Annotated in this window: 21 protein-coding genes; 13 read left to right on the top strand and 8 right to left on the bottom strand. The window is 75.7% G+C overall.

Annotated features, from left to right (window positions below; genetic code table 11):
* The first annotated feature begins 255 nt into the window (after positions 1-255).
* On the top strand, positions 256-537 hold the full coding sequence (locus MET2598_RS0133390) for a hypothetical protein (protein ID WP_012335514.1): 282 nt from the start codon (positions 256-258) through the stop codon (positions 535-537).
* A gap of 70 nt (positions 538-607) precedes the next feature.
* On the opposite strand, the gene MET2598_RS0133385 is transcribed toward MET2598_RS0133390, so the two are convergent.
* Positions 608-1,573, bottom strand: coding sequence for a PfkB family carbohydrate kinase (locus MET2598_RS0133385; protein WP_012335515.1), 966 nt, complete (start codon positions 1,571-1,573; stop codon positions 608-610).
* A gap of 117 nt (positions 1,574-1,690) precedes the next feature.
* Here MET2598_RS0133385 and MET2598_RS0133380 point away from each other — a divergent pair, with 117 nt between their 5' ends.
* The gene (locus tag MET2598_RS0133380) at positions 1,691-2,485 is read left to right on the top strand and encodes a GntR family transcriptional regulator (RefSeq protein WP_012335516.1); all 795 of its coding nucleotides are present in this window, start codon (positions 1,691-1,693) and stop codon (positions 2,483-2,485) included.
* Between the two features lie 194 nt (positions 2,486-2,679).
* Here MET2598_RS0133380 and MET2598_RS0133375 read toward each other — a convergent pair whose 3' ends face one another.
* Positions 2,680-3,357 carry an HAD hydrolase-like protein gene (locus tag MET2598_RS0133375; RefSeq protein WP_018263784.1) on the bottom strand — a complete coding sequence of 226 codons (678 nt, stop codon included), beginning with the start codon at positions 3,355-3,357 and terminating at the stop codon, positions 2,680-2,682.
* Complete coding sequence (locus MET2598_RS0133370) at positions 3,354-3,977, bottom strand: hypothetical protein (protein WP_018263783.1); 624 nt, start codon at positions 3,975-3,977, stop codon at positions 3,354-3,356. The genes MET2598_RS0133375 and MET2598_RS0133370 overlap by 4 nt, the downstream gene beginning before the upstream one ends.
* 220 nt (positions 3,978-4,197) lie before the next feature.
* Between MET2598_RS0133370 and MET2598_RS0133365 the strand changes: the two genes are divergently transcribed.
* Positions 4,198-4,923: an NAD-dependent deacylase gene (locus MET2598_RS0133365; RefSeq protein ID WP_018263782.1), complete on the top strand. Its 726-nt coding sequence runs from the start codon at positions 4,198-4,200 to the stop codon at positions 4,921-4,923.
* Between the two features lie 19 nt (positions 4,924-4,942).
* Here the strand turns inward: MET2598_RS0133365 and MET2598_RS0133360 are convergent, their stop codons facing one another.
* Positions 4,943-6,685 (bottom strand): AsmA family protein, encoded by a 1,743-nt coding sequence (locus tag MET2598_RS0133360; RefSeq protein WP_012335520.1) that lies wholly within the window; start codon positions 6,683-6,685, stop codon positions 4,943-4,945.
* 407 nt (positions 6,686-7,092) lie between these two features.
* On the opposite strand from MET2598_RS0133360, the gene MET2598_RS0133355 reads away from it, so the two are divergent.
* The 4 genes from MET2598_RS0133355 (at position 7,093) to MET2598_RS0133340 (ending at position 11,570) form a co-directional block, all read left to right on the top strand.
* Entirely contained in the window at positions 7,093-7,824 is a 732-nt protein-coding gene (locus MET2598_RS0133355; RefSeq protein ID WP_026191068.1) for a CoA transferase subunit A, read from the top strand.
* Between the two features lie 16 nt (positions 7,825-7,840).
* Positions 7,841-8,506, top strand: a complete 666-nt coding sequence (locus tag MET2598_RS0133350) for a 3-oxoacid CoA-transferase subunit B (protein WP_018263780.1) — start codon at positions 7,841-7,843, stop codon at positions 8,504-8,506.
* Between the two features lie 613 nt (positions 8,507-9,119).
* The gene (locus MET2598_RS0133345; protein WP_018263779.1) at positions 9,120-10,364 is read left to right on the top strand and encodes an MFS transporter; all 1,245 of its coding nucleotides are present in this window, start codon (positions 9,120-9,122) and stop codon (positions 10,362-10,364) included.
* A 165-nt stretch (positions 10,365-10,529) separates the two neighbouring features.
* Complete coding sequence (locus MET2598_RS0133340) at positions 10,530-11,570, top strand: LLM class flavin-dependent oxidoreductase (protein WP_018263778.1); 1,041 nt, start codon at positions 10,530-10,532, stop codon at positions 11,568-11,570.
* Between the two features lie 209 nt (positions 11,571-11,779).
* On the opposite strand, the gene MET2598_RS0133335 is transcribed toward MET2598_RS0133340, so the two are convergent.
* The 3 genes from MET2598_RS0133335 to MET2598_RS0133325 form a co-directional block, all read right to left on the bottom strand.
* On the bottom strand, positions 11,780-13,519 hold the full coding sequence (locus MET2598_RS0133335; RefSeq protein WP_012335525.1) for an ABC transporter permease: 1,740 nt from the start codon (positions 13,517-13,519) through the stop codon (positions 11,780-11,782).
* On the bottom strand, positions 13,500-14,537 hold the full coding sequence (locus MET2598_RS0133330) for a Fe(3+) ABC transporter substrate-binding protein (protein ID WP_012335526.1): 1,038 nt from the start codon (positions 14,535-14,537) through the stop codon (positions 13,500-13,502). Before MET2598_RS0133330 ends, MET2598_RS0133335 begins: the two co-directional genes overlap by 20 nt.
* A 172-nt stretch (positions 14,538-14,709) precedes the next feature.
* Entirely contained in the window at positions 14,710-15,807 is a 1,098-nt protein-coding gene (locus MET2598_RS0133325) for an ABC transporter ATP-binding protein (protein ID WP_018263777.1), read from the bottom strand.
* Between the two features lie 151 nt (positions 15,808-15,958).
* Between MET2598_RS0133325 and MET2598_RS43220 the strand changes: the two genes are divergently transcribed.
* The 6 genes from MET2598_RS43220 (at position 15,959) to MET2598_RS0133295 (ending at position 20,988) form a co-directional block, all read left to right on the top strand.
* Entirely contained in the window at positions 15,959-16,405 is a 447-nt protein-coding gene (locus MET2598_RS43220; RefSeq protein WP_012335528.1) for a hypothetical protein, read from the top strand.
* 355 nt (positions 16,406-16,760) lie between these two features.
* Positions 16,761-18,500: an ArnT family glycosyltransferase gene (locus MET2598_RS0133315; RefSeq protein WP_018263775.1), complete on the top strand. Its 1,740-nt coding sequence runs from the start codon at positions 16,761-16,763 to the stop codon at positions 18,498-18,500.
* Positions 18,497-19,249 (top strand): glycosyltransferase family 2 protein, encoded by a 753-nt coding sequence (locus tag MET2598_RS0133310; RefSeq protein ID WP_012335530.1) that lies wholly within the window; start codon positions 18,497-18,499, stop codon positions 19,247-19,249. The genes MET2598_RS0133315 and MET2598_RS0133310 overlap by 4 nt, the downstream gene beginning before the upstream one ends.
* Before the next feature lie 4 nt (positions 19,250-19,253).
* Positions 19,254-19,583: a lipid-A-disaccharide synthase N-terminal domain-containing protein gene (locus tag MET2598_RS0133305; protein WP_012335531.1), complete on the top strand. Its 330-nt coding sequence runs from the start codon at positions 19,254-19,256 to the stop codon at positions 19,581-19,583.
* Positions 19,584-19,671: 88 nt separating this feature from the next.
* On the top strand, positions 19,672-20,298 hold the full coding sequence (locus MET2598_RS0133300; RefSeq protein WP_018263774.1) for a DUF302 domain-containing protein: 627 nt from the start codon (positions 19,672-19,674) through the stop codon (positions 20,296-20,298).
* A 93-nt stretch (positions 20,299-20,391) separates the two neighbouring features.
* Positions 20,392-20,988, top strand: coding sequence for a pyridoxamine 5'-phosphate oxidase family protein (locus MET2598_RS0133295; protein ID WP_012335533.1), 597 nt, complete (start codon positions 20,392-20,394; stop codon positions 20,986-20,988).
* 10 nt (positions 20,989-20,998) lie between these two features.
* On the opposite strand, the gene metC is transcribed toward MET2598_RS0133295, so the two are convergent.
* Positions 20,999-22,186, bottom strand: a complete 1,188-nt coding sequence (gene metC, locus MET2598_RS0133290) for a cystathionine beta-lyase (protein ID WP_018263773.1) — start codon at positions 22,184-22,186, stop codon at positions 20,999-21,001.
* Positions 22,187-22,422: the final 236 nt, after the last annotated feature.

Raw genomic sequence — 22,422 nt, 5'->3', positions numbered from 1 at the left:
CCGGCTCGACGTCGAGGGTGGGGACGTCGAGGGTGGGGTCTTGGGAGCCTCCGTCCGCCACTCCGGCGCAAAGCCAGGGCCGGCCGATCGTTCGCCGGGTGGCGAGGGCCGCCCCGCGAGGCTGCGTGCGCGCCCGCACCGCCGCCCGGGGGGAGCCGCCATACTCAGGATCCATCGACGGCGCCGACGCCGCCGATGAGATCCAGCCGGCGGGGCGCTCGACCAGCACCGCCTCTTCATCCGGGAGACCGTGCCATGATCAGGAAGACCCTCGCCGCCGCCGTCGCCGCCCTGACGCTGGCGGGCGCCGTCACCACCACGACCTCCTCGGCCCAGGCCGGCTGGCGCGGCGCGGCCATCGCGGCCGGCGTGCTCGGCGTCGCGGCCGGCGCCATCGCCTCGCAGGCCCGCCCGGCCTACGCGGTCCCGGTCTACGGCGAGCCGGCCTACCCGTATGGCGGCTGCGGCTACGAGCGCCGGCCGGTCTTCGACGAGAACGGCTACCAGGTCGGCTGGCGCCGCGTCCCGGTGTGCTGAGGGCCCGCACCCGCTCCAGCTCCCCCACCGGTCACCGCCCGCCTCCCGCCCGGGGGGCGGGCCGTCCGCGTCACGGGCCCGGCGGCGCGGACAGCGCCGCCAGCGCGGCGTCCCGGGCCGCGCGGTCGGGCAGGGCCTCGAACACGCCGCGCCGGGCGACCACGCAGGCCGCGCAGGCCGCCGCGTGGCGCAAGCAGGCGGCGAGCGGATGCCCCTCGGCGAGGCTGACGGCGAGCCCCGCCGTGAAGGCGTCGCCGGCCCCGATCGTGTCGAGGGCCGCGACCGGCAGGGCGGGCTGGACCAGGAGCGGCTCCCCCGCCGCCCGGGCGATCGCCCCGCCGCGGCCGAGCGTCACCACGACGAGGCGCGGCCCTCGGTCGAGGAGGGCCGCCGCCAGGTCCGCGGGCGCCGCGCCGGCGAGCCCGAGCGCCTCCCCGAGGGCCGCCGCCTCGGTGGCGTTGACGACCAGGATCCCGGTCCGGGCGAGGAGCCCGGGCGGCGGCGGGCGGAAGGGCGAGGGGTTGAGCAGGGTCTCGACCCCGGCCGCCCGCGCGCGGCGGAAGGCCTCGCTCACCGCCGCATCGCTCGTCTCGAATTGTGCGAGGACGAGGCGCGCCCGGACCAAGCGGTCGGCCACCTCCGCCACCTCCGCCGCCCCGAGCCGCGCATTGGCCCCCGGATAGACCGCGATGCAGTTCTCCCCCGCCGCGTCCACGAAGCCGATTCCCGCCCCGGTCGGCGCCTCCACCCGGCGCAGCAGGGTGTCCGGGAGGTCCGCCCTGCGCAGGGCGGCCGCCGCGAGGTCGCCGAACGCGTCGTGGCCGACCGCGATCAGCCCGTCGACCCGCGCCCCCAGCCGCCGCGCCCCGACCGCGAGGTTCAGCCCCTTGCCGCCCGGATCGAACTGGAAGGCCCTGGCCTCCAGCGTCTCCCCGGGTCGCGGAAGCCGCGCAACCGTGGCAGAACAGGCCGCGACGAAGCTGCCCAGGACGAACAGGCTCGCACCTTCCCCCATGTCGCCCCCCGCGTCGCTCACGGCGAAGCTCCCTCCCGGCCGCGCGGTCGCCGCGCCTGGCGGCAGATCACCACGTCCGGCCCGGCCTGTCATGGTGCGGCGGCCGCCCGCGCGCCGCACCGCGAGATCGCGCCCGTGATGGCCGCGGGTGCCGCCGGGCGCGGCCGCGCCGGCCCGGGGCCGGCCGCGCCCTCGCTGCCGAGCCTGCTCCAGCTGCGCGACGATACGGCGAAGCCCCTCTACCTGCAGTTGGAGGAGCAGCTGCGCGCCCTGATCGAGGACGGCACGCTCCCGGGCGGCGTCACGCTGCCGGCCGAGCGCGCCTTCGCGGAGGCGATGGGGGTGAGCCGCACCACGGTCCAGCGCTGCTACGAGGTGCTGCGCCGCGAGCGCTACGTCAGCGCCCATGGCCGGCTCGGCCACATCGTCGAGGCCGGGCGGACGCGGCTCAGCCCCGGCATGGACCGGCTCAAGGGCTTCACCGAGGAGATGCGCGAACTCGGGCGCGTGCCCTCCTCGGAGATCCTGGAGCGCGCCGTCGTGCGGGATCCGGCCCTGGCCGGCCTGTTCGCCCGCCCACCCGAGGCGCGCTTCCTGCGGCTGGTGCGCCTGCGCAAGGGGGACGGCGTCCCGCTCTCGCGGGAGCGGGCGTGGTACGACCTCACCGCGGTCCCGCAATTGGCCGAGGCCGATCTCGGCGGCTCCGTCTACGCCCTGCTGGGCCAGCACGGGGCGGGGCTGGTGCGCTGCCGTCAGACGATCGAGGCGGCCCTGGCGGACGAGCATGCCTGCGCGCTGTTCGGCTACCCCGAGCCGCGCCCCTGCCTGCTGATCAAGCGCCACTCCTACGCCCGGGACGACCGGCTGATCGAGTACGTCGAGGGCCTGTTCCGCGGGGACGCCTACGCGTACCGGCTCGACTTGAGCGTGTGAGCGACGCCGACATCCGCATGGCGACGCAATCCGTCGGATTGCGCCATGAGGGGCGTCAGGATCGCGGCCGAACGGGCATCCCCGAGGGAGGGGCGGGAGGGACCGCCCGAGCGCTCGCGCCCGTCGGTCCCGGCTGCCACGTCGGAATGCCAGGGACGAAGCCGGACGGATCGGGCGGCCGGCCGACGCCGCGCTCAGGCCGCGGCCCGGCGCGGCGCCAGGGTCTCGGCGACCGCCTCGGGCGTCGCGAAGAGGTGGGCGGGCCGCAGCGCCGCCAGCGCGTCGGGCCGCGTGTAGCCCCAGGCGACGGCCCCGAAGGCGAGGCCGCAGGCGGCGGCGGCCTCCGCGTCGCGCAGCTCGTCACCGAGGCAGATCACCCGCTCGGGCGGCAGGCCGCCCGCGCGCACCAGGGCGCGGAAGCGGCGCGCCTTGCCGAACAGGGGGGCGCCGCAGGCGAAGGCGTCGATGCGGGCGGCGCTCTCGGGACCGAGCACCCGGCGCACCGTCGCCTCGCGGTTGGCGGTCACGACGGCGAGGCGCAGGCCCGCGGCCGCGAGGCGGGCGAGCAGGCCGGGGATGCCCGGGAACAGCCCGATCTCTTCCGCGTCCCGGGCCGCGAGGGCGCGCATGTGCCGCGCGATGAGGGGAAGCTTCCAGGCCGGGACCTGCAGGCGACGCAGGATCGCCCGGGCGCCGAGGCGGCGCAGATCCTCGACCTCGCCCGGCGCGACCCGGCGGAAGCCGTAGCGGTCGGCCACCCCGTCGAGAACGCGGCAGAACCACGGGAAGCTGTCGGCGAGCGTCCCGTCGAAATCGAGGAGGACGAGGCCGTAGGGCCCCGCCGGAGGCGGCCCCGCGCCGCGCCGGGTCACCGGCAGTAGCGGGGGAGACGTCGCTTCCAGCGCTCGCCGACCCGCAGGTCGCCCTCGCGCCGCTTCGGCCGCGGCGCGGCCTCGCCCACGGCCCGCAGGGCCGCGAGGGAGACCGGGGCGAGGGCGGGAGGGGCGGGCTCCGGAGCCGGGGCCGGGGCCGCCGGCGGCTCGTCGGGCCAGTCCTCAGGCCAGACGAAGCCGGTCTGCGCCGGACCCTTGAGAGCCGGGCCCTTGAGCGCCGGGCCCTTGGGCGCCGGCACCGCCTTCCGGGTGGCCGGACGGCCGGGGCGGCGGAAGACCGGCTCCTCCTCGACCGGGGCCGGCTCCGGCTCGGGCGCCGGGGGCTCCGGCGGCGCGATCAGGCTCGGCAGGACCCGGCGGGACGGGGTCTGGGCGGAAGAGCCCTGGGCGGAGGAGGCGGTCTTCGCGGGCGCGGGCAGCGGCGCGTCGTCGAAGCGGCCCGACTGCGTCGCCGCGGCCGCCTCCTCGATGAGGCCGGTACCGGCCCAGAGGGTGTTCGCCGGAGCTTTCGGCTCCCCGGCCTCGCTCGACGCGGCCGGGGAGGTGCGGGTACGTTTGATCTCGACCGTGAACGACGGTCTCGCGCGATAGCGCGTCATCGAATGTCCTGAAGCGGTCTGTTCGGGATAGGGCCCGCCGCATGCTGCGCGGACGCCTGCCCCTCACTTAGGATGAGACGCCTCACTTGTCCATGCGGGGAGTTGATAAAGTGTCAATGGATGAGATCTGGGGCGCAAACGCGCCGTCAACGGCGCGCGATCCGGCCGGCGCGGCAAGTTCAGGGAAGATCCTCCGGCGGCCCGTCGGCGGCCGCGGCCAATGCGCGGGCGGCCGGGCGTGAACATCTTCGTGCTCACCGGGGCCGGCATCTCGGCCGAGAGCGGCCTCGGCACCTTCCGCGACCGGGGCGGGCTGTGGCACCGGTTCGATCCGGCCCGTCTCGCGACGCCGGAAGCCTTCGCGGCCGATCCCGAGGAGGTCCACGCCTTCTACAACCTGCGGCGGCGCGGCGTGCGCGAGGCCGCCCCGAACGCCGCGCACCGGGCGCTGGCGCGGCTCGAGGCGGGCCTCGCCGCGCGGGGCGGGCGGCTCTTCCTGTGCACGCAGAACGTGGACGATTTGCACGAGCGCGGCGGCGCGCGGGCGGTGGTGCACATGCACGGCGAGATCCTGCGCGCGCGCTGCCTCGCCTGCGGGGCCGAGGCGCGCTGGGAGGAGGATCTGACGGTGGACACGCCCTGCCCATCCTGCGGGCGGGGCGGCGGGATGCGCCCGGCCGTGGTCTGGTTCGGCGAGGTCCCGCTCCACCTCGACGCCGTCGAGGAGGGGCTGGCGGCCGCCGACCGCTTCGTGGCGATCGGCACCTCGGGGGCGGTCTACCCGGCGGCGGGATTCGTGGCGCGGGCGCGCCGGCGCGGCATCCCGACCCACGAGATCAACCTCGAACCCTCCGACACGGCCCGCACCTTCGACAGCGCCGCCTACGGCCCGGCCACCGAGGCCGTGCCGGCCTTCGTCGCCTCGGTGCTGGGCGGGGAGGGCTGACCGGGCCGGCGGGGCCGCCTCACGGCGCGTAGGCGCTCGCGGCGGTGGGCAGGCCCTGGCCGGCCGGGCGGGACGGGGAGAGGAGCCGCAGGCGCGGCGCCGCCCAGGCGCCCGCGAGTTCGTAGAGCGCGGGCCTCGCGTCGCCGCCGCGCAGGACGTCGCGGGCGCTCGGCTCCACCTGGGCGGCGAGGCGCCGCTCGGCGAGGCCGATCTGCCCGCGCAGGGCGAGCGCCGAGAGCGCGGTGCGCACCTGCCCCTGCGCGATCTCGCCGAGCCCGCCGGTCACGCCGAGCGTCACCTGGGCGCGCTCGAAGGGCAGGCGGCCGCCCCGGCGCAGGACGGGATCGACGCCCGGCGCCTCGGCGAGGCTCAGCCCCGCGATCTCCCCGTCCTCCACCGTGACGGCGACCCGCCCGCCGAGGCGGCGGGTCATCGCCGCGAGGTCGCCGCCCGTCGCGTCGAGGGCGAGGCTGCCCTGCACCCGGCCGCCGAAGCCGCGGCCGAGGCCGAGATCCGCCAGCAGGGGGCCGATCTCGACCCGGTCGAGGTTGCCCTGGAGCTTGACTTCGAGCCCGCCCGCCCCGGCATCGAGCAGCACGGCCCGGCCCTTGACGGTGCCGCCCTGCAGGGTGGCGCGCCCGAGGCTCGCCTCCACCGCCCCGGCCCGCACGAGCAGGCCCGCCGCCACGTCCTCCGCCTCGACGGGGCCGAGCCGCGCCGCCGCCGCCGAGAGCCGCAGGTCGAGGTCGCCCTCGGTCCAGCGCGCCAGGGCGAAGAGCGCCTCCGCCCCGATCCCGGATGGAAGGCCCGGGAGATCGAGCCGCTCGGCCGCGAGCGTGCCCGAGAGGGCGAGCCGGCCGTCCGGCCCCAGGGACGCCGCGCCCGCCCCGTCGAAGGCGCTGCCCGCCAGGACGAGGTGCAGGGCCGGCATCGCCACCTCGCCCGGGCGGGCCTCGACGCGGCCCTCCAGGCTGACGCGGCCGAGGAGGGGGGAGAGGGGCGCGCGGCAGCCGAGCCACCCCAGCACCTCCGGCAGGGCGTCGGTCGAGAACCGGCCCTCGCCGGTGAGCGCCGGCCCCTCCTGCCACCTGCCCGTCCCGTCGAGGTCGAGGCTGCCCGAGGGCCAGGCCAGGGCGGCCCGGAGCGGGCTCGCGCCCCCCCGGGCGAGGTCGAGGGGCCGGGCGGCGGCCAGCGCCACCGTGGTCGGCACGCCGCGCCACGCGAAGCGGCCGGTGAGGTCGAGCCCGGCGCCGGCCCGCGGCCAGCTCGCCGAGAGGGTGACGTCGCTGAGGCGGTCCGGGCCGGTCTCGCCCGCCGCGATCCGGCCCCCGCTGAGGGAGAGCCGGCGCAGGGGCCTCGCGCCCGCGGCGAGGCGCGCGGTCAGCCGGGCGAAGGGCGCGGCCCAGCGGTCGTCCGCGTCGGGCAGGATGAGGCGGGCGCCCGTGAGCGTCACCGCCGCCGCCTCCGCCTGCCCGATGAGCAGGCCGCCGAGGCCGAGCTGCATGTCGAGGCTGGAGGTCTCGGCCAGGAGCCGCTCGCCGTTGCGCAGCCGCACGCCCCGGAAGGTCAGGCGCGGCGCCGGCAGCAGGGCGAGGCTGGTCGGCCCGTCCGCCTCGAAGCCGAGCCCGTAGGCACGGGCGAGGTGGCGGCCCACGAAGGCGACGGCCGGCGGCGTCGCCACGGTCCAGGATTGGCAGGCCGCGACGGCGAGCGCCACCGCGCAGGCGCCGCCGGAGAGGACCAGGATGGATCGGCGCGACATCGCTCCCCGGCTGATGGTGTGACCCGACACGTGCCCTGCACGGCCGGCCGCCCGCGGGCAGCCGGCGCGCGCGCCAACCCTCTCTTCTCCCATAGACCCTCGCGCCGGGTTTGTCTTCAGCCGGGGCGCGGCCCGTCCCCTGCCGGCCGGGGGCATGCCACCGGCGGCCCGCGGCGCGCCGCTTGCCGGCCCGCGGCGCGCCGCTTGCCAAGCGGGGTGCCCGCGTCGCAGGGCGGGCCACCGGGAGCGTGCCGGTTTTCGCGCGCGCCCCCGTGACCGTGCGCCCGTTCGGTGCTTAAGAAGGAACCCGCCCCCCGCGGGGGGCGAGGGCGGCAGCCCGCCTCATGCGGGAGGCGGGGGCGGCAGGCGCGGGATCCGCGAAGATCCGGCGCAGGAGAGGGATGGAGATGAAGAAGGTATATCCCGACGCCACGGCAGCCCTGGCGGGCCTGCTGCGGGACGGCATGACGATCATGGCCGGCGGTTTCGGCCTGTGCGGCATCCCGGACGTTCTGATCGACGCGGTGCGCGAGAGCGGCGCCAAGGACCTCACGGTCATCTCGAACAACGCGGGCATCGACGGTGTCGGCCTCGGCGTCCTGCTCGAGACGCGCCAGATCCGGAAGATGATCTCGTCCTACGTCGGCGAGAACAAGACCTTCGCGACGCAGTACCTCGCGGGCGAGCTCGAGATCGAGTTCAACCCGCAGGGCACGCTCGCCGAGCGCATCCGGGCCGGTGGGGCGGGCATCCCGGCCTTCTTCACCAAGACCGGCGTCGGCACCCTGATCGCCGAGGGCAAGGAGGTGCGCGAGTTCGACGGCGAGCACTACGTGATGGAGCGCGGGCTCTTCGCCGACATCTCGCTCGTCCACGCCTGGAAGGGCGATACCGAGGGCAACCTCGTCTATCGGAAGACCGCCCGCAACTTCAACCCGATGATGGCGACGGCCTCGCGCATGACGGTGGCGCAGGTCGAGCACCTCGTGCAGCCGGGCGAGATCGACCCCGACCACATCGTGACGCCGGGCGTGTTCGTGAAGCGGATGATCCACCTGCAGAACCCGCAGAAGCGCATCGAGCAGCGCACCACCCGCAAGCGCCCCGAGGCCGCCGCGACCGGCGGCGGCGCGATCTAGGATCAGGAGGATTCCCATGGCCTGGACCCGCGACCAGATGGCGGCCCGCGCTGCCCGCGAATTGCAGGACGGTTTCTACGTCAACCTCGGCATCGGCATCCCGACCCTGGTGTCGAACTACATCCCCGAGGGCATGTCGGTGCAGCTCCAGTCGGAGAACGGCATGCTCGGCATGGGCCCCTTCCCGTACGAGGGCGAGGAGGACCCGGACCTGATCAACGCCGGCAAGCAGACCATCACGGAGCTGCCGACCACGAGCTACTTCTCGTCGTCGGATTCCTTCGCGATGATCCGCGGCGGGCACATCGACCTGTCGATCCTGGGCGCCATGCAGGTGGCCGAGAACGGCGACCTCGCCAACTGGATGATCCCCGGCAAGATGGTGAAGGGGATGGGCGGCGCCATGGACCTCGTGGCGGGCGTCAAGAAGGTCGTGGTGGTGATGGAGCACGTCGCCAAGGCCAAGGACGGCTCGGAGAGCCCGAAGCTCCTGAAGGCCTGCGACCTGCCGCTGACCGGCACGCAGGTGGTCGACATGGTGATCACCGATCTCGGCGTCTTCACCATCGACAAGAAGGGCGGCGGCGGCATGAGCCTGATCGAGCTCGCCGACGGCGTCACCGAGGAGGAGGTGCGCGCCAAGACCGAGGGCCGCTACCGGGTGGCGCTCCGCAACACCTAAGCATCATCCGCCGAAGTGGTCACCAGTTCGGCGGCAAAAATGATGCGAAAACAAGAGTCTAAGCAGAATTGCATGGCGCAGTTCTGCTTAGAGCATTGTCCGGCGAAGGGGATGCCGGTTCGTCGAAGACAATGCGGCAAAATCAAAGACCGAGAGCAGGGTTCCGTTGCAACTTGATCGAACCCTGCTCTAGGCGGAACGGCAGGCGGCGATCCTGCTTGATCTTTTGCCTTCGCATCGGCTTTCGCTGACGCGGTCCTTCGGTTCGCCGCCGAAAAGGTGACCGCTCCGGCGCATGATGCTCGGGCGCCCGCGGCGGCCGGCCCCCTCGCTCCGGGGCCGTCCGGCGTGCAGGGCGGGGCGCGGGCCACGCAAGGCGCGCTTGGACCGGGTCAGGACCCGGCATGCGCGAAGCCGAACCGGGCGATGGGCCGGGCCCTGCCCGACCCTGCCCGGGGGCAGCCGATGTCCCGGCGGCCCCCGACCCCCGTGGGACGCCGATCCGGGCTGCGCCCGGCTCGCTCCTCCGGAGACGGCTCCCCTGCTAGGAGGGGTCCTCCCGCCCGGACCCGGCGCAGAACCGGGCCGCGCCCCGCCCGAGGACACGCCTCCCGTGAACGCCCCTGTCGCGCCGGCCCCGATCGCGGCCGATCGCCCGGATTCCCCCGCCGCGTGGCGGCGCCTCGCCGTCGCGGTGCTGCTCACCACGATCGGCGGCGTCGGCATGTGGTCCGTCGTGGTGGTGCTCCCCGCCGTGCAGGCGGAATTCGGCATCGACCGGGCCGCGGCCTCGCTGCCCTACACGCTCACGATGCTCGGCTTCGCCCTCGGCGGGGTCGCGATGGGGCGGCTCGCCGACCGCTTCGGCATCGCGGCGCCGCTCCTCCTCGGCAGCCTCACCCTCGCGGCGGGCTACGGCGCCACCGCGCTCGCCGGCAGCCTCTGGCCCTTCGCCCTGGCGCAGGGGCTCCTCATCGGGGTCGGCAGTTCCTGCGCCTTCGCGCCGCTGATGGCCGACACCTCCCTGTGGTTCGCCCGCCGGCGCGGCATCGCGGTCTCGATCTGCGCCGCCGGCAACTACCTCGCCGGCACGGTCTGGCCGCCCCTCGTGCAGCACGCCGTCGCGGAGGTCGGCTGGCGCGCGACGCAGGCGGGGCTCGGCCTCGCCTGCCTCGTCACCATGCTGCCGCTCGCCCTGATGATGCGCCGCAGGCCCCCGTCGCAGGCCGGGACCGGGGCGGCCCGCGGCGGCCCCGGCGCCGGCCACGCGGTCGGGATCCGGCCCGGCCTCCTGCAGGGCCTGCTCGCCCTCTCGGGCCTGTCCTGCTGCGTCGCCATGGCGATGCCCCAGGTCCACATCGTCGCCTATTGCGGCGACCTCGGCTACGGCGTCGCCCGCGGGGCCGAGATGCTCTCGCTCATGCTCGCCTGCGGCATCGTCAGCCGCCTCGCCTCCGGCCTCCTCGCCGACCGGATCGGCGGCGTCGCCACGCTGCTCCTCGGCGCGGTGCTGCAGGGCGCGGCCCTCGCCCTCTACCTCGTCTTCGACGGCCTGACCTCGCTCTACGTGGTCTCGGCCCTGTTCGGCCTGTTCCAGGGCGGCATCGTGCCGGCCTACGCCATCATCGTGCGCGAACTCTTCCCGCCCGCGGAGGCGGGGGCGCGGGTCGGGATCGTGATCATGGCGACGCTCGTCGGCATGGCGCTCGGCGGCTGGCTCTCCGGCGTGATCTTCGACCTCACCGGCACCTACGCAGCGGCCTTCGCGCACGGCCTGCTGTGGAACCTCGTCACGGTCGCGATCGGCCTCTGGCTGGTGCAGCGGCGGGCCGCGCGCGGCCGCCTCGCCCCCGCCTGAGCCGCCCGCCCGCGCGGCCGCCCCGCCCCTGCGCCGCCCCGCCCTTGCGCGGCCCCGCCCTTGCGCGGCCCCGCCCTTGCGCGGCCCCGCCCTTGCGCGGGCGCAAGGACGGTCTTGCGCCGGGGCCCGTTCCCAAAGCCCCGCCGCGCCCCCATCCTGACGGCCATGACGCCTCGCCCCGCCTCCGCCCTCGCCCTCGGCCTCGACACGTTCGGCGACGTGACCGCCGCCCCGGACGGGAGCCTCCTGCCGCATGCCCGGGTCATCCGCGACGTCGTCGAGGAGGCGGCGCTCGCCGACGAGGTGGGCCTCGACTTCTTCGGCATCGGCGAGCACCACCGGGCCGATTTCGCCGTCTCCTCCCCGGAGATCCTGCTCGCCGCGATCGCGGCGCGCACGCGGCGGATCCGCCTCGGCTCGGCCGTGACGGTGCTCAGCTCGGACGATCCCGTGCGGGTGTTCCAGCGCTTCGCGACGCTCCAGGCCGTCTCGGACGGGCGCGCCGAGGTGATCCTGGGGCGGGGCTCCTTCACCGAGTCCTTCCCGCTCTTCGGCTACGCCCTCGACCAGTACGAGACGCTGTTCGAGGAGAAGCTCGACCTCTTCGCGGCCCTGCTCAAGGGCGGGGCGGTGACGTGGCGGGGGACGACCCGGGCGGCGCTGAGCGGGCAGCGCGTCTTCCCGACGCTGGAGGCGCCGCTCACCGCCTGGATCGGCGTCGGGGGCAGCCCCGAATCGGTGGTGCGCGCCGCCCGCCACGACATGCCGCTCATGCTCGCCATCATCGGCGGGGATCCGGCCCGCTTCCGGCCCTACGTGGACCTCTCGCACCGGGCCTACAGCCAGCTCGGCCGGCCCGTGCGGCCGATCGGCGTCCACTCGCCGGGCTACGTGGCCGAGACCGACGCGCAGGCCCGCGAGGAGCTCTTCCCCGATTACAAGCGGATGCGCGACCGCATCGGCGCCGAGCGCGGCTGGCCGCCCCTGACCCGGGACGAGTTCGAGCGCGAGGCCGATCACGGCTCGCTCTACGTCGGCGGTCCCGAGACGGTCGCCCGCAAGATCGCCACCACGGCGCGCGCGCTCGGCCTGTCGCGCTTCCAGCTCAAGTACAGCGCCGGCCCGCTCGCGCATGACCGGCTGATGCGCTGCATCGACCTCTACGGGCGCCGCGTCGCGCCGCTCGTGCGCGCCATGCTGGCCTGATCCGCTGTCCGGACGATCGCGTCCGGAAACCCGCGCGGCGCCTGAGCGACGCCGACATCCGCATGGCGACGCGATCCGTCGGATGTCGTATGCCACGCCCGCGCGGCGCTCGAGCGAGGCCGACATCCGCATTGCCGGAATTGGAGATGGCGACGCAGTCCGTCGGATGTCGGATGATGCGCGGCTTCGCGGGCGCGCCCCGGGCGCGCTCACGCCCTCGGGGTCGAGGTCCGCAGCAGCACCGCGACCGGGGCGAGGCCCACCGCCACGATAAGGAGCGCCGCCACGGCCCCGTCCTCGTAGGTGCCCCGCGCCGCCTCGCCGTACAGGTGGGTGGCGAGGGTCTCGACGTTGAGCGGGCGCAACAGCAGGGTCGCGGGCAGTTCCTTGACGCAATCCACGAAGACCAGGAGGGCGCCGCCGAGCACCGCCGGCCAGGTCAGCGGCAGGTAGACCTGCGCCAGCACCCCGGCCGCGCCCCGCCCGAGCACGCGCCCGGCATCGCCGAGCGAGCGCGGCACCCGGGCGAGCCCCGCCTCGCCGGTGCCGACCGTGATCGCCAGGAAGCGCACCAGGTAGGCGTAGATCAGGGCGACGCCGGTGCCGAGCCCGACGAGCCCGAGCCCCGCGCCGGTGAGCGCCCGGCTCGCCCCGTCGAGGGCGGCGTCGAGGCCGGCGAGGGGCGGCATCAGCCCGATCGCCAGGATCGCCCCCGGCACGGCGTAGCCGAGGGTGGCGCCGCGCACCAGCGCCACCCGCCAGGTCAGCGCCCGCCCGAAGAGCCGCGGCCCCGCCGCGACGAGGAGCCCGAGCCCGGTGGCGACCAGCGTCGCCAGCCCCGCGTAGAGGAGCGTGTGGAGGGTCTCGGCGAGGATCTGCGGGGAGACGCCCGCGCCGTGCAGGCGCCGCGCCGCCTGGACGGCGACGTGGCCGGCCGGCGCCAGGAACCCGACCGTCACCGGCACGAGGCCGAGGCCGAAGGCCGCGAGGGCCGCGGTCCCGGAGAGGCGGCGGCGGCCCATGCGCCGGGGCCGCTGCGCCGCCGCCGCGTAGCCGCGCCGCCGCCGCGCCCAGCGCTCCACCGCGATCACGGCGAGCACGAGGAGGAGCATCACGAGCGCGATCGCGGCCGCGCCGGGCAGGTCCGAGCGGTTCACCCAGGTCGCGTAGATCGAGACCGTGAGGGTGCGGACGCCGAGGAATTCCGCCGCCCCGATGTCGTTGAGGGCCTCCAGCAGGGCGAGGCTGGTCCCCAGGGCGATGGCGGGCCGGGCGAGGGGCAGCGCCACCCGGCGGAAGACCGCCGCCGGGCCGAGCCCGAGGCTGCGCCCGGCCTCGACGAGGCTCGCCGACTGCATCAGGAACAGCGCCCGCGTCGGCAGGTAGACGTAGGGGTAGAGCACGAAGCCGAGGAGCAGGACGCAGCCCGGCAGCGAGCGGATGTCGGGCAGCATCAGGTCGCGCGGGCGCGCGACCCCGAGCATCGCCCGGATCGCGCTCGGCACCGGGCCGATCGGGTGCATCAGGTCGAGATAGGCGTAGGCCACGATGTAGGTGGGCATCGCGAGCGGCAGCAGCAGCGCCCAGTCGAGGATCCGCCGGCCGGGGAAGTCGTGGGCCGCGACGAGCCACGCCGCCCCGGTGCCGATGGCGATCACCAGGAGCCCGACCCCCGCCAGGAGCAGCACCGTGTCGCGCACCGCCTGCGGCAGCACGTAGGCGAGGAGGTGGGGCCAGAGCCCGCCCGAGCCCTGGAGCGCCTCCGCGGCGAGGGCCGCGAGCGGCGCCAGAACCAGGAGCGCCGTCGCGCCCGCGGCGAGCGTCCAGGGCAGGAGCCCGGACGGGGAGGCGGGGGCCGTCCGCCCCGCCCCGCGCCGCAGGGCGGGCAGGCCCTTCGCCAGCCCCCGCGTCAGGCCCCGCGTCAGGCCGCTAGCGGTCGAAGCCGACACGGTCGACGAGGAGGCTGGCGGCCTTGCGGTTGCGGGCGATCTCGGCGAGCGGGATCGTGTCGACCTTGAGGGCGCCGAGCGTCGCGAGCAGCGGGTCGGCGGCGACGCCGGGCTTCACCGGGTACTCGTAATCCGCCTTGGCGTAGAGGGCCTGCGCCTCGTCCGAGACCAGGAATTCGAGCAGCTTGACCGCGTTCCCGGGGTTCGGGGCGCTCTTGGCCACCACCGCGCCCGAGACGTTCACGTGCGTGCCCCCGCCCGCGAAGACCGGCAGCGCCACCTTGATGCCGTCGCCCCAGAGCTTCTGCTCCGGGCCGCCCCGGCCGCTGCGCATCAGGCCGACGTAGTAGGAATTGCCGAGGCCGATCTCGCAGAGATCCGCCACGATGTCGCGCGCCACGTCGCGGTCGCCGCCGCCGGGCTTGCGGGCGAGGTTGGCCTTGAGGCCCTTGAGCCAGGCCTCCGCCTTCTCCTCGCCGTGATGGGCGATGTAGGCGGCGATCAGCGCCGTGTTGTAGGGGTGCTGGCCCGCCCGCAGGCAGACCTGCCCCTTCCACTTCGGATCGGCGAGATCCTCGTAGGTGACGCCGTCGAGCCCCCTGGTGTCCGGGTCGGCGTAGAGGACCCGCGCCCGGGTCGAGAGCGCGAACCAGCGCCCCTCCGGATCGCGCAGGTTGGCCGGGATCGCGGCCTCCAGCACCGGCGAGCGGACCGGCTGGGCGAGGCCGCGGTCGACGACCTCGATCAGGTTGCCGATATCGACCGTCATCACGAGGTCCGCGGCGGAGCGGGCACCCTCGGCGGCGACGCGCTCCGTCAGGCCCTTGTCCACGAACACCGTGTTGACCTTGATGCCGCTCTTGGCCGTGAAGGCGTCGAGGAGGGGGCGGATCAGCCCCGGCTCGCGGGTCGTGTAGAGGTTCACCTCGCCCTCCGCCCGCGCGGCGGCGGGCTGCCCCAGGAGGGCGGCGCCGAGCGACGCCAGGACGACGAGCGGACGGATCGACAGGACCGGCACGGATCAACCTCCCCGAATGATTGCTCCGTAGAGAAACAGAACAGAGGAAAATGCAAGCGCGATAGTTTTGACTTGTTTTAATGTGAAACTTCGCACCGTCGGGCGCAGGTGCAACGTCAGCTGTCGATCATCATCGGACGCGTGCGGGTGGGCCGGGCGCGAAGGCCAGCCCTCATCCCGCCCCGGCCTCCTCGTCCGGCAGGACCAGCACCGCCTCCTCGTGCAGCGCGAGGCCGACCGCGTCGCCCGGGCCGTAGGGCTCCGCCCCGTAGGGCTCGGCCCCGGGCAGCCGCACCCGCAGCGGCTCGGCGAGGCCCGCCACCGCGAGGTGGAGCAGGGCGGAGGCGCCGAGGAAGACCCGGCGCACCACCTGGGCGGGCAGGCCGGTCCCGGGCGGGCCGACCCGCAGGGCCTCGGGCCGCAGGCAGACCCGCGCGGCGGCCCCGTCCGGGAGCCCGGGGGCGGGGAGGCGGCCGAGCGGCGTCTCGGCGGCCCCGGCGCGGATGCGCACCGGGATCTCGGTCGCGTCCGCCAGGAAACGGGCGGCGAACAGGCTCGCCGGGCGCCGGTAGAGCGCCTCGCCGGTGGCGACCTGGACGACGCGCCCGGCCCGCATCAGGGCGATGCGGCTCGCCACCGCCAGCGCCTCCTCGGGATCGTGCGTGACCAGCAGCGCCGTGGTGCCGGTGCGGCGCAGGAGCGCGACCGTGTCCTCCCGCACCCGGTCGCGCATGCGCCGGTCGAGGTTGGAGAAGGGCTCGTCGAGGAGGAGGAGCCGCGGCCCCGGCGCCAGCGCCCGCACCAGCGCCACCCGCTGCTGCTCGCCCCCCGAGAGGGTCTGCGGGTAGCTCTCCGCCCGCGCGCTCAGGCCGACCTGCTCCAGGAGCGAATCGGCCACCGCCCGGGCGGCGGCCGGGCGGCCGGCGAGGCCGAAGCGGATGTTCTCCGCCACCGTGAGGTGGGGGAACAGCGCGTAGTCCTGAAACATCAGCCCGACCCCGCGGGCCTCCGGCGGCACCGCGACGCCCGGCCCCGCCACCAAGCGCCCGTCGAGGAGGATCCGGCCCCGCGAGGGCGCCTCCAGCCCCGCCACGATGCGCAGGAGCGTGCTCTTCCCGCAGCCCGAATCGCCGAGCAGCGCCATCACCTCGCCGGGGCGCACGTCGAGGGAGACGCCGTCCAGGGCCTGCACCCGCCCGAACCGGCAGGCGATGTCCTCCGCCACGAGGGCCGGGGGGGCCGGGCGGATGCGCGGGCCGGTGTCGGGCATCGGGGGAGGGCGCTCCGTTCTGGCACAGGCGCGGCGGCGCGGCCGGCCGCGGGGTCAATCGGGCGTTAAGCGGATCGGTCGAATTCTCCGCATCGCCCGGGCGGCTCTAGCCGGCCGGCCGGGCGTCGAGCAACCGTCAGGGTGAGTGCGTATGCGTAGCGCGTCGAGCGAGACCCGGAACGCCGTGCCGGGCGCGCCGAGCGGGACCGGCAACGTGGTGCCGTTCCGGCGGGCGAAGGGGCCGGCCGGGCGCGCCTGCCATCCCGAGGATCTCGCCGCGCCGAGCCCCGCCCTCGCCCGCGCCCGCCGCGACCAGCGCAGCCTGATGGACACGGTCTACGAGGCCGGCCACCTGCCGGTGGCGGCGAGCGACCGCGAGACCAAGCTCGTCGCCGCGCGCCTCCAGGTCTACGGCTTCCTGGTGATCGAGGAGGTGGAGGAGGACGGCCGCCTGCGCCGCCTGCGCCCCTCCGAGGCCGTGCGCGCCGGCGGCGAGCGGCCCTGGCGCCTCTCGCGCTCCTCCTACGGCGTGAACCTCGCGGTCTCGATCCCGCGGGTGGACGACTTCCTGTTCGAGCCGGTCGGCATGACCGTGTGATCCGGGATCCGGTTGATCGAAGCGGATCACGCGCCCGCGCGGCGCGTGAGCGAAGCCCCGATCCGCCATCCCGAAGGGATCGATCGGATCGGGCATGAGCCCGATGGCCCGGGAGGTCGGGGCGCCGGGCCGTCGGCCGGATCGCATTCCGCATCGCATTCCGCGCGGGGCCGCGCGCTTTGCGGGACCGCGAGGCCGACCCGGGACGGCCCTGGTGGGCTCTCCCGGAGGGCGTGCGCGTCCCGCGCGGGTCGCGAAAATTGACATTGCTTGCCGGATCACCGACACGAGCGCCCGTCGCGGCGGCCGGGGGCGGGGTCCCGTCGCGGGCCCGCCGCCGGTTGGGAGCGACGCGATGACGACCCTTGCGGCCGGGCACGGGCCCGGTGCCGGAGAGCGGCCCGGCCGTGCCGCCCGGGCAGGCAGCCTCGCCGAGCGGGCGCTGTCGCTCGGCGCCCGCAGCCACGCGCGCGCCTGCTTCGTCCTCCTGCTCCTCTGCCTCGCCTGCTTCCTGCCGGGCTTCGCCTCGCTGCAGCCGATGGACCGGGACGAGCCGCGCTTCGCCCAGGCCTCCAAGCAGATGCTGGAGACGGGCGACTTCGTCGACATCCGCTTCCAGGGCGAGGCCCGGCACAAGAAGCCGGTCGGGATCTACTGGGCGCAGAGCGCCGTGGTCGCCGCCGCCGAGGCGCTCGGCGTGCCCGAGGCCCGCACCACCATCGCGCTCTACCGCATCCCCTCGCTGCTCGGGGCCGTGGCGGCCGTGCTCCTGACCTACTGGGCCGCGCTCGCCTTCCTGTCCCGCCGCCACGCCCTCCTGGCCGCCGCCCTGTTCGGCGCCTGCGCGATGCTCTCGGCCGAGGCGCGCCTCGCCAAGACCGACGCGCTCCTCACCGCCGCCGCCATCGCCGCCATGGGGGCGCTCGCCCGGGCCTGGCTCGGGCGCGGGCGGGGCGAGCCCCCGACGCGGGCCACCGTGGCGATCTTCTGGGTCGCGGTCGCCCTGGGCATCCTGATCAAGGGACCGATGGTCCCGCTCTTCGCCGGCCTCGCCGCCCTCGCCCTGTCGCTGGCGGTCCGCTCGGGCGCGTGGCTGCGGGCCCTGCGGCCCGGGCTCGGGCTCGCGATCGTGCTCGCGGTCGCGGCCCCCTGGTTCGTGGCCATCGGGCTCAAGAGCGGCGGCGCCTTCTACGGCGAGGCGGTCGGCCACGACATGCTGGGCAAGGTCGGCACCGCCCAGACCCAGCACTGGGCCCCGCCCGGCACCTACCTGCTCGTCTTCTTCGGGACCTTCTGGCCCGCCGCGGCCTTCGCGGCCATGGCGGTCCCCTTCGCGTGGCGGCACCGGCGCGAGGACGCGATCGCCTTCCTGATCGCCTGGGTGGTGCCGTCCTGGCTCGTCTTCGAGGCGGTGCCGACCAAGCTGCCCCACTACGTCCTGCCGCTCTGCCCGGCGCTGGCGATCCTCGCCGTCGCGGCGGTCGCCCGCGGGGCCGTGCACCGGGACCGGCCGGGCGCGCCGCTGGTGGCGCTCCTCGTGCCCCTCGTGCCGCTCGGGCTCGCGGTCGGCCTCGCGGTCGCGGCCTGGCGCCTCGACGGCGTGCTGCCCCTCGCCGCCCTCCCGCTCCTCGCCGCGGCGGCCCTCGCGGCGGCGGCGGCGTGGCGCCTGTTCGTCGCCGGCTCCCCCGAACCGTCCCTCGCGGTCGCGGTTCTCGCCGGGCTGCTGCTGAGCCCGGCCGTGTTCGGGCTGACCCAGCCGGTCCTCGCCTCCCTGAAGGTCTCGCCGCGCCTCGCCTCCCTGCGCGCCGCCCTGCCCTGCGCGCCGGTGCGGGTCGGGACGGTCGGCTACCGCGAGCCGAGCCTCGTCTTCCTCGCCGGGACCGACCTCGCGATGCTCGATTCGGGCGAGGAGGCGGCGGAGTTCCTGGCGGCCGGCGGCTGCCGCCTCCTCGCCGTCGAGGACCGCGCCCGGGAGCCGGTCCGCGCCGCGCTCGCGGCCCGGGGCCTCGCGCCGCGGCGGGTCGGCCGGATCGCGGGCTTCAACATCAACGGCGGCAAGCCCGTCGGGCTCGACGCGCTGGCGGTGCTGCCGTGACGGATCCGGATCCCCTGCGCCTCAGCGTCGTGGTCCCGGTGCGCAACGAGGCGGGCAACGTCGCGCCCCTGGTCGCCGAGATCGCGGCGGCCTGCGCCTCCCTGGCGCCCTTCGAGATCATCTACGTGGACGACGGCTCGACCGACGGCACGCCGCGGGCGCTCGCGGCGGCGCGGGCGGCGCATCCCGCCCTGCGGGTCCTGCGCCACCGCGAGAGCTGCGGCCAGAGCGCGGCGGTGCGCACCGGGGTGCGGGCCGCCCGCGGCGACCTCGTCGCGACCCTCGACGGGGACGGGCAGAACGACCCCTCCTTCATCCCCCGCCTCGTCGCGGCCCTCGACGCGGCCGGGCCGGCGGCCGGGCTCGCGCAGGGGCAGCGGGTCGGGCGCAAGGACGGGCGCCTCAAGAGCCTCCAGTCGCGGATCGCCAACGGGGTGCGGGCGGCCGTGCTGCGCGACGCCACCCGCGACACCGGCTGCGGCCTCAAGGTCTTCCGCCGCGCGGTCTACCTCGCCCTGCCGTATTTCGACGCGCTGCACCGCTTCATGCCGGCCCTCGTCGCCCGCGAGGGCTTCGCGGTCGTCCACGTCGACGTGGTCGACCGGCCGCGCCTGAGCGGGCGCTCGAATTACGGGCTGTTCGACCGGCTCTGGGTCGGCCTGCTCGACCTCGCCGGGGTGTGGTGGCTGATCCGCCGCCGCCGCCGCGTGCCCGTCCTCGCGGGCGGGGCCGGGCCCGAGGAGGCGTGAGCGGATGGTCGCCGACATCATGCACGGGCTCTCGGCCTACCTCGCCTCGCTCTTCGCCGGGCCGATCGACGCCGTGGTGCTGGTGGGGCTGCTCGGGCAGCTCCTGTTCACCGCCCGCTTCCTGGTGCAGTGGATCGCGAGCGAGCGGGCCGGGCGCAGCGTGATCCCGCTCTCGTTCTGGTTCTTCTCGCTCGGCGGCTCGGCGGTGCTGCTCGGCTACGCCCTCTATCGGCGCGACCCGGTCTTCATCCTCGGCCAGAGCCTCGGCACGGTGATCTACCTGCGCAATCTCGCGCTGATCTTCCGCGAGCGCCGCCGGGGCGGGCCGGCCTGAGCCGGGCGGGTCTGGGCCCCGCATTTTGGATTTCGGCCGAAAGACGCTATGCGGTCCGCCTCACAGCCGCAGCGGGATCGCCCTCCGCATGGCCCGGTCCCTCGCGCCCCTGATCCTCGCCGCCCTCGCCGGACCGGCCCTCGCCGAGGAACCGGCTCTCCCGGCGGGCAGCGCCCTCCCGGCGGGCGCGGCCCTCGCCGGGGCCGGAGGCCGATCCGAGGCGGGAAGCCTCCGCGAGGCCGGAGGCCTATCCGAGGCCGGAGGCCTATCCGAGGCCGGAGGCCTCCGGAGGAGTCGGACGATCTGCCGCGATCCCGGCACCGCGCCGCCCGCCCCCGGGATGGACGAGGGCCTCGTGAGCGTGTCGAGTCCCGTCTCCGTGGGCGAGACGGTGGCGCGCCTGCGCGCCGCGATCCGGGCGCTCGGCGGCAAGGTCTTTGCCGAGATCGATCACGGCGGCGGCAGCCCCCGTCGCCCGGCCTGGCTGATCCTGTTCGCGCAGGCCCGCGCCAGCGCGCCGCTGCTGCGGGCCGCGCCGAGTGCCGGCCTCGACCTGCCGCTGCGCGTCCTGGTCTGGGAGGATGCCGCGGGGCGGGTGCGGGCGACCTCCACCGACCCGGCCTGGCTCGCACGGCGCTACGGGCTCGATCCGGACGGCCCCCCAATGCGGGGCACGCGCGAGGCCATCGCCCGGGTTCTCGCCGCGGCCCGGTAGCCGTTTCGGCCCGGAGCGGCCCAGACCAGCGTGACAGGGGCTTGTGCAGCCTGCCCGATTCCGCTTTGGCTGGACGGGGAGGATGCCCGCCGGATGACCGAACAACCGCCCTTCTACGACGACCTCTCGGCCTGCCTCGCCGAGGCGTGGCGGAGGCTCGCGGAGGGCGCGGCGAACCGGCGCGGGGCCTTCCACACGCCCACCGTCGCGACCGTGGGCCTCGACGGGGCGCCGCGCCTGCGCACGGTGGTGCTGCGGGGGGCCGACCCGGCCGGGCGGCGGCTGCGCTTCCACACCGACCGGCGCGCCGCCAAGGTGGCGGAGATCGCCCGGGAGCCGCGGGTGGCGCTCCACGCCTACGAGCCCACCGCCAAGATCCAGCTGCGCCTCGACGGGCTCGCGGCGGTGCACGCGGAGGGCCCCGTGGTCGAGGGCGCCTGGGAGGCGGCCCTGCCGATGAGCCGGGTCTGCTACGGGATCGCCCCGGGGCCCGGGACGCCGATCCCGCGGGCCGACGCCTACGCGCTGCCGCCCGACGAGGAGGCGGCGCGGGGCGACCGCGCGAATTTCCGGGTCGTCCTCGTCACCGTGGCGCGGATGGAGTTCCTGTACCTCTCCGCCGAGGGCCACCGCCGCGCGCGCTTCTCCTGGGAGGGCGACGCGATGACGGCGACCTGGCTCGCGCCCTGAGGCCGGCGCTTCACCCGGCCGCCCGCAGCCGCGCGAAGCCCGCCTCCAGGTCCCGCTTGAGGTCGTCGAGATCCTCGAAGCCGATGTGGAAGCGCAGGCCCGGGCCGCCGGGCTCCCAGGCGGTGGCGGTGCGGTAGGTCCGGCAGTCGAACGGGATCACGAGGCTCTCGAATCCGCCCCAGGAGAAGCCCATCCCGAAGAGTTCGAGCCCGTCCAGCATCGCCGCCACGGCCGCCTCCGAGCAGGGTTTCAGGATCACCGAGAACAGGCCCGAGGCGCCCTTGAAGTCGCGCGCGAACAGCGCGTGGCCGGGATCCTCCGGCAGGGCCGGGTGCAGCACCCGCAGCACCTCGGGGCGGTCCTTGAGCCACTCCGCCATGGCGAGCGCCTGGCGCCCGTGCTCGGCGAGGCGCAGCGGCAGGCTGCGCAGCCCGCGCAGGGCCAGGAAGACGTCCTCCGGGCCGGCGCACATGGCGAAGAGCGAGAAGGTCTGCTTCAGGGCCGGCCAGTAGCGCGCATTGGCGGAGGTGAGGCCGAGCAGCAGGTCCGAGCCCCCCGACAGGTACTTGGTGCCCGCCTCGATGGCGATGTCGACGCCGCGCGCGTGCGGCGGGAAGAGCAGGGGGGTCGCCCAGGTATTGTCCATCAGCACGCAGGCGCCCCGCGCATGCGCCACCTCGGCGATGGCCGGGATGTCCTGCATCTCGAAGCTCTGCGAGCCTGGCGCCTCGGTGAGCACCGCCGCCGTGTTGTCCCGCATCAGCCCGGCGAGGCCCGCCCCGAGGGTCGGGTCGTAATAGGTCGTCTCGACCCCGAACCGGGCCAGGAACCCGTCGCAGAAGGCGCGGGTCGGCCGGTAGACGGAATCCGTCACCAGGAGGTGGTCCCCGGCCTTCAGGCAGGCCAGCAGCCCGACCGTCACGGCCGCGAGGCCCGAGGGGGTGAGCACCGTGCCGGCCGCGCCCGCGAGCTCCGTCCAGGCCTGCTCCAGCGCCCGCGTGGTCGGGGTACCGGCCGTCCCGTAGGTGTACTCCGCCCGCCGGTGCTGCAGGGCATCGTAGCTCTCGTAGAGCACGGTCGAGCCGCGATAGATCGGCGTGTTCACGAAACCGTGCTGGCGCGAGGGTTCGCGGCCCGCATGGACGAGACGGGTGCGCTCGGCGAGGCGGCTCGGGTCGCGGGGGGGCGTGATGCTCATCGGACCTCGGGGTCGGCAGGAGACCGCGACCCAAACCGGCGCGCCGGCCCGCGTCAAGCCGGCCCGCGCCACCGCCGAGCGGTTGTGCAACCTCTTGACCGGACAGCGAGCTTCGCCTCGAATGCCGGTTGCCGAGGCAGGATCTCGGTTTGGGCAGGATCCTTGCTTGGGCAGGCACGGCGCAGGACCGGCCGCCTCCCGGCGCAACCGGCCGCGCTCACGAGACAGACGGGGAT

It is taken from the genome of Methylobacterium sp. WSM2598 (genome assembly GCF_000379105.1).
Classification (GTDB): domain Bacteria; phylum Pseudomonadota; class Alphaproteobacteria; order Rhizobiales; family Beijerinckiaceae; genus Methylobacterium.
The sequence above is the reverse complement of the archived record's forward strand: the minus strand, read 5'-3'. Positions and strand labels throughout refer to the sequence as shown.